Genomic DNA, 12,093 nt, shown 5'->3' with positions numbered 1-12,093 from the left:
ACGTTCCTCCTCTTTCCTCATGGTGTTCTAAACAGAAGGCGCTTGAGCACCTGTTGTTTCCATAGCATTCTTTCTCTCTTTCACACTATGAGACAGGAGGGGAGAATATGTACATTGAACGAAAAAAAGGAACTGTGGTGCAGTTCCTTAGGCGCGGGCAAACCCTCGCATTCTTTGTCAGGCCTTACATCATCCAATTTACAGCGCGCTGGACACCAAATAAAAGAGTAATGATAAGAAAACATGCCGCAAGCGGTGTGATCACGATGAGGAAGGCTTGCCATAATTTCAGCTTCATCACAGCGACAATGCCTAAAACAGTCATTCCAAATATCCACGTCTTTGCATAAGCATCAATCAGTGTCAAAAGATCGAGATAATACCATACCTCAAAATGCTGATCTAAATAGGGTGAGATTTTGACAAACGTATACGGACCAAGCATTCCAATCGTGCAAATCCAACTGAGTGCAAATAAAGCGGAAGGGAAAAAGGTCGTCAGCGTGAAGGCTTTGAGTACATCTCGATATGCCGTTTGACTGCCGAAAAAAAGACGCCCTAACCACTTTAGGATGAGTACACCGAAAAATAGACCGAGATTGCCTGCGAGAATACCATATCCCGCACCTTGTAACAAAATAAAAGGAAATGGAATATGATTGCCCATATACTCGCTAAAATACCCTTCGTAGACCCAGCCTGTACCAGCGATACTTGCAAGGAGCATCATCAGCCAAATGGGAATATAGGAATGTTGATATGAGCGAATAATCGTTTTTGTTGCGACAAAAATTTTGAAAAATCGAAAAAAACCTTTTACTTCCTCTTGTTGGGAGTGATCATTCTTCATAGCTTCCAATGTTCTTTACTCCTTTAATACACATAAATGATTACTTATATTACCAAAAAGTTCGCGTTTTTCAAAGATAGATCATTAAAAAAATACAATTTTATAAAAAATAGGTCACTCTACAGTCTCTTTAAGAGGAGACACATATGATAAACATAGTTTGAAAGAGACCGAGGTGAAAACTTTGACAAAAGTAACTGTCATTATGACGAGCTACAACAAGGCGGCTTACGTCGGCAGATCGATTGAAGCGGTTTTGCAGCAGACGCTGTCAGACTTTGAACTATTTATCATGGACGATGGTTCAAATGAAAAAACCCTTGACGCGATTGAGCCCTTTCGCAAAGATCCCCGTGTTCATTTTATCCAAAGCGGTGTCAAATCGCTGGAGGAGAGAACAGCGAAAACCCGATACGCCGTCCTCATTAATCAAGCTTTAGAACTAGCAAAGGGCGAGTATATTTCCTATGCCACAGATGACAATGTCTATGCCCTGGACCGTTTAGAAAAGCTCACACATTATCTAGATGCTCGACCAGGTGAAGATATTGTCTATTCTGCATCGAAAGTAATCTATTTAAATAGCAATAAAGAGCCAGTAAAGGAAACGATTCGACCTGCGCAAACGGTGCAATGGAATGCACCTTGTGCCATAGATCATTGCTCGGTCGTTCATCGTGCTTCTATTTTAACAAAAATTCATGCTGAATTTGGGTCTTACTGGGACGAGAGTCCGCATTTTTATCGAATAGGGGATGCCCGGTTCTTTTTTCGATTAAATCATTTTTATCCGTTCTATCCCTATGATGAAGTGTTAGATACAAATTACATCACAGAACAGTCGATTCACTATCAATTGGCGGAAGAAGAGAAAAGTGCCTTTATTCAAGCACTTCCTGAGCAGTCTACCTGCTGGGAGCTCCGCCATATATTAAAGCAAAGACATGGGAGGTGACCTAAAGTGTCGCACTATATTCATCATTATTGGCAGGTGTATTTTGAGTATGTAAATCTCATGAAGGATTTGTCCTATCAACAAATTCCTCTTGGGTTGATCAGCAATTTCTATCAATATATCAGTCCTGAAGTGAGGGAACGTATGGAGGATGAAGCATTCGGTCATGAATTGACAACCGATTGTCCATTGCCGGAAGAGATTCAGCCATTTTTTGATCAACATAAGCAGCAGATCAAGCGTATTGCTTATCGTCCGGCGAATGGAAAGGTCTTGCTTCACTTTGAACATCTGCGTTTTACTGAACAAAATTACACGCGGTTCCATCCGAGTCAAACGGTGGTGCTTGCTCGCTGGAAGAAGGCAGACTATTTCGGTTTACCGGTCATCAGCAAGCCGGAATTAGCGGGAGAGGTTAATAAAGAAGCCCATGCTGAATATATTGAGAAAGCAAATGCTCTCCTTAAACCTTACGCAAAGCACCCCGTCTTTGGCAATGTCTTTTTTAGAGAAAAGCTTCGGAAGGACATTGTGCAATTTATTGATGTGATTGACCAGACAGAAGTGCTATTTCAGATGGAGCCAATTGCAGCCATTATTGTGGGGACAACGGAGGATGCTTACAGCCGCGTACTTGCACTGCAAACTGTGAAACGCCAGCTCACGAGTATCTGTCTTCAGCACGGCGCACTGATGGGAGACGAAGCCTTTTTGCCGATTTTCACGACGTGTCACGGGGTGTTTGGAAAGTATGAAAAAGACTGGTATGTACACAAAGGCTGTCAGCCGGAACAGGTGGAGATCACAGGTCATCCGAGGTTTGACTTGGTGAAGGATCGAACGCCGCTTCAACAGGAAATGGTCTTTCGAAAATTGAACTTCAATCCTGCCAAAAAGACCGTGCTTGTGGCAACGCAGCCGTTTTCAGAAGCCTTCTATGGTGATGTGCTTAAAACGATTGCAAAACGGAAAGACATTCAGTTGATCATGAAGCCGCATCCGTGGGAAATTGCCCGAAACCGATTAAATGAGTATGTGTCCATTGAACGAGCAGGAAATCATGTGAGATTGATTAAAAAAGAAATCGACTTGTATGACCTATTGCCTTATATGGATATGGTCATTACGCTCACATCAACCGTCGGTCTTGAAGCGATGCTCTTTGAAAAGAGTGTGCTGATCGGGAAAATGACAGAAGGCAGAAGATACCCTTATTACGAGTCGCTTGGCAGCTATCATATGGAAAACCCTGTTGAACTGGCTGAGAAAGCCATTCGTATTTTGTCGGATGATCAAGAAATGAAGCTGGCAAAGAGGCAAGGAGCTGAGTTCATTAAACAACATTATCCGCATGCGCGATCGACCGATGTTCTGCTTTCTCTGCTTCAAACAAAAACAGGTGTGGATTTTCAGAGATGAGGATAGGGGTGTGCAAGCGATATGGAAAAAAAGAGAGAACAATTTCTTCCTTATGCCCTGCCGTTGATTGAGCAGGAAGAAATTGACGAAGTCATTGGAACATTAAAATCCGGCTGGCTGTCAACCGGACCAAAAGTCAGACAGTTTGAAGAAGAGTTCCGGCAGCTGACCGGTGCAAAACATGCGATCGCTGTCAATTCATGTACAGCTGCTTTATTTTTAGCCTTAAAAGCAAGAGGGATTGGGAATGGGGATGAGGTGATTACAACGCCTCTGACATTCTGCGCAACAGCCAATACGATCATTCATACAGGGGCAGCTCCTGTATTTGTCGATATTGACCCAGCGACACTCAACCTCGATGCAGAGAAACTAGAAGCGGCGATTACACCACACACAAAAGCGATTGTCCCTGTTCATTTTGCTGGTCAATCGTGCGATATGGACCGGATTTTAACCATTGCCAAAAAGTACGATCTATTTGTGCTTGAGGATGCCGCTCATGCTCTTTACACAACGTACCACGGTCAGCCCGTTGGTTCGATTGGTGATGCGACTGCCTTTAGTTTTTATGCGACGAAAAATATAGCGACCGGAGAAGGCGGCATGCTGACGACGAATGATGATGCACTTGCCGCTCGGATCAGAAGACTAGCACTCCATGGGATGAGCAAGGGAGCATGGAATCGTTATGGAGAAAAAGGAACGTGGTACTACGAGGTCGAGGAACCTGGCTATAAAATGAACATGTTTGATGTGCAGGCATCGTTAGGGCTTGTTCAGCTAAGCCGTTTAGATGATATGCAGGCACGGAGAGAACAAATTGCGAAAGCATACAATCAAGCATTTCAAAAGGAAGCAGGGCTGATCCTGCCGCCAGTCCATCATGAGGGAAGACATGCATGGCATTTATATGTACTGCAAGTGGACCCGAAAGAAGCATTCATCACACGCAATGAGCTGATTGATCAGCTGCAAAAGGACTATAAAATCGGCACGAGTGTTCACTTTATCCCTGTTCATTTGCATCCATACTATCAACAAACCTATCACTATTCACCAGAGGATTTCCCTGAGTCACTCGCGTACTACAAGCGGACTCTCTCACTGCCTCTTTATCCAAGTATGACAGATGAAGATGTGCAGGATGTCATCACTGCGGTGCTGTCTATTTTAAAAGAACAGAAGGCATCTTCATGAAGGCCGTTCATGCAATAGACGATCAGGTGCTGTCCGCTTGGATTGAGAAATACGGTCAACAAATTGAACAAATGAAAGGCTTCAAACAGTTTGGTCTTGTCAGTGGCGCCCAGCTGAAAGCAGTGCTGTTATACGACTGGTCAAAATGGGAAAGCGGCATATTTGATCAGCATATTTTTCATGTGAAGTTTGCGGAAGCTGAGTCAGCATCTGCTTTTCAGGAATTGATGGAGCGCTTCATCAATTGGATGAGAACAGAAAAATGCGATTTTTTCTTTTTACGTCTTGAAGCGGCGGATGTTGAAAAAAACCGCATCGTCCAAAGGCTGTCACATGTGTACTATGTGGGCGGTCTCACTCGTCTTGAAGCGCCACCTGTTCACATGGAAATGCCATCAACAGGTGAAGATGTGGTCATCAGTCTGCCGGATGAAAAGGAATACGATGAGGCGGTGTCACTCGCTTATCAGGCATTTGTCAAAAGCCGGTATGCCCTCGATCCATTTTTAGACCAGAATGTCGTCCAGCATTTCTATCAAGAGTGGATGAGAAATAATGTGCTCGGACGTGCAGATATCAATATCGTAGCAAAGGTGAACGATGAAGTCGTGGGCTTGATACAAGGGATGACCAAGGGCGATGAGCTGGCGCTTGAGCTGTTTGCGATTAGACCGGATGTACAAGGAAAAGGGATCGGGAAAAAGCTGTTTATTGAGATGATGAAGGTCTCTTATGAGAGAGGGCATCGTTTTATTTCTGCCGGAACACAGCTGCATAACACAACCGCCATTCAGCTGTATGAAAAGATGGGATTTAGAACAACAAATGCCTTCTTGTATTACCATGTATGGCCGAAAAAAGGAGAGAGATAAGATGGCGCATTTCTACATTGGAGATCGCAAAGTGGGGGATGGCGCGCCTGTCTTTATCATTGCAGAGGCAGGCATTAACCATGATGGAAAGCTGGATCAGGCGCTTGCTTTAATTGATGTGGCAAAAGAAGCAGGTGCCGATGCAGTGAAGTTTCAAATGTTCCAAGCTGATCGGATGTATCAAAAGGAACCGGGTTTATACGAAACAGCCAAGGGAGAAGAGGTGTCCATTTTTTCCTTAGTCGAACAAATGGAGCTGCCGCCAGAATGGCTGCCGGTGTTATTAACCCGCTGTGAGGAAAAAGGGCTAATATTTTTAAGCACAGTGTGTGACGAAGAATCTGCGGATTTATTAAATCAAACCGATCCACCAGCTTTCAAACTCGCATCCTATGAAATCAATCATTTGCCTCTTTTGCGTCACACAGCTTCTTTTCAAAAGCCCATCATTTTCTCAACTGCCGGAGCCACTATTGCAGATGTTCATGAAGCATATGAGGCGGTTACAAGCGTGCAAAACGATCAGGTCGCCATCATGCATTGCGTCGCAAAGTATCCAGCACCTAGAGCTTATACGAATCTTCGTGTGCTCCAAACCTTAGCCGCCGCTTTTCCTGAGGCAGTCATCGGCTTTTCCGATCATAGTGAGCATCCTACTGAAGCCCCTGTTGCTGCTGTGAAGCTTGGGGCAGCCATGATTGAAAAGCATTTTACGATAGATAAGACGCTGCCTGGCGCCGATCATTCCTTTGCACTCGATCCCGAAGAATTAAAGGAAATGGTTCAGCATATTCGAGCGGCAGAAAAGGACCGAAATCAATCAGAAACAGACGCTCATTCTGTGTCAGAGGAGCTCCTTGGCAGTTCTTTTAAAACGACAACAGCCATTGAAGGGCAGATTCGTGAATTTGCGTATCGAGGGATTTTTACGACAAAAGGGATTGCAAAGGGCGAGACATTGACCGAAGAAAATCTAGCCGTATTACGTCCAGGACAAAAAAGCCAAGGTCTGCATCCGCGGTACATGGAAATTTTACTTGGCGTCAAGGCTGTCAGAGACATTCCAGCCCATACAGGGGTTTCGTGGAAAGATGTGCTCATGCAGGAGTCTATAAATGATCAATGATGTGCTCTTTGTCATACAGGCTAGAATGGGCTCAACAAGACTGCCAAAAAAGGTGATGAAGCCGATCGGAGGTATGGCATTGATCGATTTCATCGTTGAACGGGTAAAGCAATCAGATCATTACAATCACAAAACGCAGAACCTCATGATCGCCACAACAGTCGAAGCAGAAGATGATCTATTGGCTCATTATTGTTTATCAAAGGGCTATAAGGTATTTCGTGGCAGTGAGATGGATGTATTGCAGCGATTCGCAAAGATAGCTCAACATTTTGAACCACAAACCATTGTACGTTTAACGGGAGATAATCCATTTATAGATCCGGCGCTTTTGTCGAAAATGCTTGAAGAACATAGACGGAAGAAGGCTGATTATACGTATACGACTGGAACGCCACTCGGTATTTCCGGGGAAATGATCGACGCATCCATTTTACGTGAAATCGACAATTTTCCCCTTACGCAGCCGGAGCGTGAGCATGTCACGCTGTATATCCGAAAGCATCCTGATCGATTTCAACTGCAATTATTCACACCGCCCAAAGAACTCGCATATCCTGCTTATCGATTCACGATTGATACAGAAGAAGATTATGTATTTGCTACCCGTTTACTTGAGAAAGCCGGTGGATCTATTACTGTGCCTACGGCTGAGCTTATCGCCATTTGTGAACAAGACCCTAATATTGTTCGGTTGAATCAATTTGTGAGACAGAAGGATGCTGAATGAATAAAAAAATCATGATTGTTGTGTACGGTGGTTTTTTAAGAGGGATGGGGCATGTCGTTAGAATGAAACGGCTGGCAAAGGAACTGATTCAAGAAGGAAACGACTTATATTTTTATACAAATGAACAGATTTGTGTAGAAATGCTCTCGCATCCAGCATGGCACGTTCATTTGGTGCAGGAATCAAACGTATTCCTTCAAATGGAGCAGGACATAAAAGAGCTAAATCCTAATCTTCTGCTAATCGATGTCCTTGATTGTGACCTTCAGTTCCTTCGATCGATCAAAGCGTCCTCCAGAAATGCAAAACTGGTCTTATTTGAAGAAGAAAGAACAGAAGCTTGCCAGCTTGCTGATGCTGTCGTAAACGGCATTTATGGTGGACTGGATGAAAAGCACCTGCAAGTAAATGGAACGGACTACTTTTATGGAACACCTTATTTATTGTTAGATCACGAGATCAGCAAATTAAAAGACACATATGAGGTTCGCAAAGAATGTAAGAAGGTGGTGATCAGCCTTGGAGGCAGTGATCCAAGCGGATTATTAACAAAGGCTGTATCAGCACTTCTCGAAGCTTGCCATTTACACATTCTAGCGGTTACAGGAAAAGCCTCTCGCATCGAAGAAGAAATCGAGGCTACACATATTCAATTCATTCGTCATACGGATCAATTACCTGCCCGTCTTGCAGAAGCCGATCTAGCGATTGTTGCTGGCGGGATGACGTTATATGAGGCCGTTTGTATCGGAGTGCCCAGCATTGTCCTTTCGCAAGTAGACCACCAAGCAGTAACAGCGACTCGTTTTGCACAAAAGGGAGCCTGTCACCATCTTGGATTAGGTCGCCTTGTGGATGAAAAGGATATATGGCGTGCTACTCGCAGACTATCCGGCAGCTACTTTCTCCGCAGGAGCATCCATCTCAATGGACGGTCACTCATTGATGGAAAAGGAACCGAACGAGTGAAAAACATTCTTATACACCTCATGAATCATCACCAAAAAGAACATAAGGATGTGTAGATGTGAAGGGAGTTATTTTAGCAGGAGGAAAGGGATCACGACTGGCACCTTTAACAAAGATTTTCAATAAGCATTTATTGCCGGTTGGCCCATATCCGATGATTTATTGGTCATTGTTCAAATTGAAAGAAGCGGGAATATTGGATGTAATGGTCATATCACAAGCAGAACAAATCCCGCTGTTTCAAAAGCTACTTGAAGGCGATCAGGAACTAGGGATGAACATTGTGTATCAGGTCCAGCCTGAAGCTTCTGGAATTTCGGACGGCTTATCCTACGCAAAGCCCTTTGTAGAAGGGGAAAAGTTTGTGCTAATGCTTGGTGATAATGTATTTGAGGAATCGCTAACCCCTTTTGTTGAAGCCTTTCAGCAGCAAGAAAGCGGAGCGAAGGTTCTGTTGAAAGAAGTGGCAGATCCAAAGCGGTTTGGTATTGCAGAAATTGATGCCACCCACCACCGAATTTTATCAATTGAGGAAAAACCGGAGCATCCGCGTTCATCCTACTGCGTCACGGGTATCTATTTTTATGATCAAGAAGTCTTTCAATATATTGAGAAAATCTCGCCGTCAGATCGAGGCGAATTAGAGATTACAGATGTAAACAATCTCTATATCTCAAATAGCCAGCTGACCTATGATATGTTAAAAGGGTGGTGGATTGATGCAGGAACACATGAATCTCTCCACCAAGCATCGACGAAAATGTTTGAAACGATGAAGAAAAAAGAGGGATACGAATGACGAAGTCTTATTTAATTACAGGCGGAGCTGGATTTATTGGACTGAATTTTGTGAAGCTGTTGCTTCAGGAAACAGATGTCCGGCTCACTGTTTTTGACAAGTTAACATATGCCAGTCATCCAGAGGAGATGGAGGAATTATTAAAGCTGTCTCATTTTCGTTTTATTCAAGGGGATATCGCTCTTCAACATGAGCTAGATCAAGCGTTTGATGAAGTCTATGATGCCATCATTCATTTTGCAGCGGAATCCCATGTTGATCGCAGTATTGAATCGGCAGAGCCTTTTATTCAAACAAATGTCCTCGGTACCTATCGTATGCTTGAAGCGGTCTTAAAAGGAAAGGCGAAAAAGCTTATTCATATTTCAACAGACGAAGTATATGGAGATTTAGAGCCAGATGATCCTGCTTTCACAGAACAAACACCACTTTCACCGAATAATCCTTATTCAGCAAGCAAGGCAAGCTCAGACCTGCTTGTAAAATCTTATATCCACACTCACCAATTACCCGCAATGATCACAAGATGTAGCAACAACTATGGACCGCATCAGCATGAAGAGAAATTAATACCGACGATTATTAGAAAAGCAATCAATGGAGAAAAGATCCCGATTTATGGGGACGGCCAGCAGATTCGCGATTGGCTGTATGTAGAGGATCATGCGAGAGCTGTAAAGCAGGTCCTTGAAAACGGAACAGCTGGGCAAGTGTACAATATTGGCGGCGGCAACGAGAAAACGAATCTCGATTTAACCAAAACCATTCTGACGCAGCTCGGGATCAGTCATGACCGTATTGCGTTTGTTGAAGACCGTAAAGGACATGACAGACGGTATGCGATTGACGCCAGTAAGCTAAAACGGGAGCTTGGCTGGACGCAGGAGACATCATTTGAAGCAGGTATTGAAAAAACGATCAATTGGTATCATGCCAAATATGATCAGAGCGAAGAAGGGTGACGGATGAAAGTTTTAATCACCGGTGCAGGCGGGCAACTAGGGAAAGAATTGAGCAGACAGCTCAAGGAGAAAGACATCACCGTCATTGCCTTAACGAGGAGCATGCTCAATATCGCAGACCAGCAAGCAGTCAGACACGCGATGAGACACTTTCGCCCTAATATTGTTGTCAGTGCAGCAGCATATACCTCTGTAGATCAGTGTGAAACAGAAACGGAAAAGGCGTATCTTGTTAATGGCATTGGCGCCTACTATACAGCGCTGGAGGCTAAGAACATAGGGGCTGATGTGCTACATGTCAGTACAGATTATGTGTTTGACGGGCAAGCAGACACGCCTTACCAAGTCGATGCACAGCCAGATCCTCACACCATTTATGGAAAAAGTAAAAAGCTTGGTGAGGAATTGCTTCATCTTGTATCAGACGAAGTGAAAATTATCCGTACATCGTGGCTATACGGACATGAGGGACATAATTTTGTGAATACCATCCTTCGGCTCGCAGAAACAAAGGATCATTTGCGCATCGTGAATGACCAAATAGGCTCACCTACTTATACAAAGGATGTCGCAGAGGCCATCATTCATTTATTTGATCAACAGGCAGGAATTTATCATGTCAGTAACCGAGAAAGCTGTTCCTGGTTTGACTTTGCGTCAGAAATTGTGACAAAAAGCGGCCTGTCTACGACCATTGAGCCAATTTCCACAGAAGAGTACGGCTTCCAAACACCTCGTCCAGCCTATTCTGTGTTAGACCTTCAAGCGATTGAAGCCACAGGCTGGAAGCCGAGACATTGGAAGGATGCGCTTCACGAATTTTTGCAGAAAGAAGGGAGATGGCATCAGCATGATTGATGGTGTACAAACGAAAAAACTCATGAAACATTGTGATGATCGCGGCTTTTTTGCAGAGCTCATTCGAGATGATGAGCCCATGCTGCAACGTTTTGGGCAGGCATCGTGGTCGAAAAGCTTTCCAGGTGTGATCAAAGCCTTTCATTATCATGAAAAGCAAGATGACGTTTGGTTTTTCCCAGCAGGTCATGCTCAGGTCGTTTTATACGATTTGCGTGAGGACTCTCCTACAAAGGGTCAAACCGATGTGTATTATATGGGGGAAGACAATCCAATGCTCCTCCTCATCCCAAAGGGTGTCGCACATGGCTACCGGGTACTAGGCGAGACGCCGCTGCAAATTGTCTATTTCACGACAGAATCCTATGACCCGAAAAACCCAGATGAAAAGAGAATCGCTTGGAATGACGAGACAATCGGATTTGATTGGGAAACGACATTTAAATAAAGAACAAAGGCCTTTCGCAGGAGAAAGGTCTTTTTTTGTTGAAATACATTCTATAAGTGTCATTTTATGTATTTTTCTAAGTTAAGCAGAAAAGGGATGTGGATGAGTTTGTCTAAAAGAATTGCATTTGTAACAGGGGCAAGTACAGGGATTGGAAAGGCAATCGCCATAAAGCTTGCCGCCCAGGACCATGTAAAGGTCATCATCAATTCTAGAAATCAATCCTTACTAGAAGATGCGCGGCAGCATATTGAGCGTATGGCAGAAACAAAGGAGCCGGTGTCTCTTTTCTGTGGTGATATGTCGCATGAAGGAGTGCGAGCTGAGGCCTTTGCGGCAATAGATCAAGAGTTTGGCAGACTGGATGTGTTGATTAATAACATTCCAGGAGGGAAGCCAGATACTTTTAATTCATGTGAAAGTGAGCAGATGCTGGCAGCATTTTCTCAGAAAGCCCTAGCGTACATTGATATGATGAAACGTGCGGCAGCGATGATGAAAAGACATGAATATGGCCGGATCATTCAAATTGTCGGGAACCTTTGGAAGGAACCTGGTGATCAAATGTTTACGAACAGTATGATGAATGCAGCGATTATCAATGCTAGTAAAAATGCAGCCACACAGCTTGCGCCTTCAGGGATCACAGTGAATTGTTTAAACCCAGGATTTATTGCTACAGATCGATATGAACAGTTTATCGAAAACATGATGCGTGAGCAGTCATTATCACGCGAAGAAGCTGTACAGGCTGTTGCGTCAGGAATCCCGATGCAAAGAGTAGGTTCAGCGAGTGAAATGGCTTCATTGGCGGCATTTATTGCTTCAGAGGAAGCCTCGTATCTCACCGGACAGCAAATATCTGTCGATGGTGGTTCGATGAAAAGTATATAAATATGAAAAAC

The 12,093-nt window shown here is 43.9% G+C and carries 13 protein-coding genes; 12 read left to right on the top strand and 1 reads right to left on the bottom strand.

Annotated features, from left to right (window positions below):
• Positions 1-184 precede the first annotated feature (184 nt).
• Positions 185-850 carry a YIP1 family protein gene (locus MKZ05_RS17355; protein WP_223251281.1) on the bottom strand — a complete coding sequence of 222 codons (666 nt, stop codon included), beginning with the start codon at positions 848-850 and terminating at the stop codon, positions 185-187.
• Between the two features lie 184 nt (positions 851-1,034).
• On the opposite strand from MKZ05_RS17355, the gene MKZ05_RS17350 reads away from it, so the two are divergent.
• From MKZ05_RS17350 to MKZ05_RS17295, 12 genes are all read left to right on the top strand, one after another.
• Entirely contained in the window at positions 1,035-1,805 is a 771-nt protein-coding gene (locus tag MKZ05_RS17350) for a glycosyltransferase family 2 protein (protein WP_309216068.1), read from the top strand.
• Between the two features lie 6 nt (positions 1,806-1,811).
• Positions 1,812-3,224 carry a spore coat protein gene (locus MKZ05_RS17345; RefSeq protein ID WP_003214910.1) on the top strand — a complete coding sequence of 471 codons (1,413 nt, stop codon included), beginning with the start codon at positions 1,812-1,814 and terminating at the stop codon, positions 3,222-3,224.
• 21 nt (positions 3,225-3,245) lie between these two features.
• On the top strand, positions 3,246-4,424 hold the full coding sequence (locus tag MKZ05_RS17340) for a DegT/DnrJ/EryC1/StrS family aminotransferase (protein WP_095117909.1): 1,179 nt from the start codon (positions 3,246-3,248) through the stop codon (positions 4,422-4,424).
• Positions 4,421-5,296, top strand: coding sequence for a GNAT family N-acetyltransferase (locus tag MKZ05_RS17335; protein ID WP_050944493.1), 876 nt, complete (start codon positions 4,421-4,423; stop codon positions 5,294-5,296). The genes MKZ05_RS17340 and MKZ05_RS17335 overlap by 4 nt, the downstream gene beginning before the upstream one ends.
• A gap of 1 nt (position 5,297) precedes the next feature.
• Positions 5,298-6,422, top strand: coding sequence for an N-acetylneuraminate synthase family protein (locus MKZ05_RS17330; RefSeq protein ID WP_339160673.1), 1,125 nt, complete (start codon positions 5,298-5,300; stop codon positions 6,420-6,422).
• Positions 6,412-7,152 carry a glycosyltransferase family protein gene (locus tag MKZ05_RS17325; RefSeq protein ID WP_212045673.1) on the top strand — a complete coding sequence of 247 codons (741 nt, stop codon included), beginning with the start codon at positions 6,412-6,414 and terminating at the stop codon, positions 7,150-7,152. The genes MKZ05_RS17330 and MKZ05_RS17325 overlap by 11 nt, the downstream gene beginning before the upstream one ends.
• Positions 7,149-8,177 carry a glycosyltransferase gene (locus MKZ05_RS17320; protein WP_050944490.1) on the top strand — a complete coding sequence of 343 codons (1,029 nt, stop codon included), beginning with the start codon at positions 7,149-7,151 and terminating at the stop codon, positions 8,175-8,177. The genes MKZ05_RS17325 and MKZ05_RS17320 overlap by 4 nt, the downstream gene beginning before the upstream one ends.
• Before the next feature lie 2 nt (positions 8,178-8,179).
• Positions 8,180-8,920: a sugar phosphate nucleotidyltransferase gene (locus tag MKZ05_RS17315; RefSeq protein ID WP_212045672.1), complete on the top strand. Its 741-nt coding sequence runs from the start codon at positions 8,180-8,182 to the stop codon at positions 8,918-8,920.
• Positions 8,917-9,882 carry a dTDP-glucose 4,6-dehydratase gene (rfbB, locus tag MKZ05_RS17310; RefSeq protein WP_106032080.1) on the top strand — a complete coding sequence of 322 codons (966 nt, stop codon included), beginning with the start codon at positions 8,917-8,919 and terminating at the stop codon, positions 9,880-9,882. Before MKZ05_RS17315 ends, rfbB begins: the two co-directional genes overlap by 4 nt.
• Positions 9,883-9,885: 3 nt before the next feature.
• Complete coding sequence (rfbD, locus tag MKZ05_RS17305; protein ID WP_003214612.1) at positions 9,886-10,740, top strand: dTDP-4-dehydrorhamnose reductase; 855 nt, start codon at positions 9,886-9,888, stop codon at positions 10,738-10,740.
• Positions 10,733-11,188, top strand: coding sequence for a dTDP-4-dehydrorhamnose 3,5-epimerase family protein (locus MKZ05_RS17300; protein WP_003215275.1), 456 nt, complete (start codon positions 10,733-10,735; stop codon positions 11,186-11,188). Before rfbD ends, MKZ05_RS17300 begins: the two co-directional genes overlap by 8 nt.
• 102 nt (positions 11,189-11,290) lie before the next feature.
• Positions 11,291-12,082: an SDR family oxidoreductase gene (locus MKZ05_RS17295; protein ID WP_276606902.1), complete on the top strand. Its 792-nt coding sequence runs from the start codon at positions 11,291-11,293 to the stop codon at positions 12,080-12,082.
• Positions 12,083-12,093: the final 11 nt, after the last annotated feature.

It is taken from the genome of Bacillus sp. FSL M8-0277, from assembly GCF_037975305.1.
In the GTDB taxonomy this organism is placed as follows: Bacteria; Bacillota; Bacilli; order Bacillales; family Bacillaceae; genus Bacillus; species Bacillus pumilus.
The sequence above is the reverse complement of the archived record's forward strand: the minus strand, read 5'-3'. Positions and strand labels throughout refer to the sequence as shown.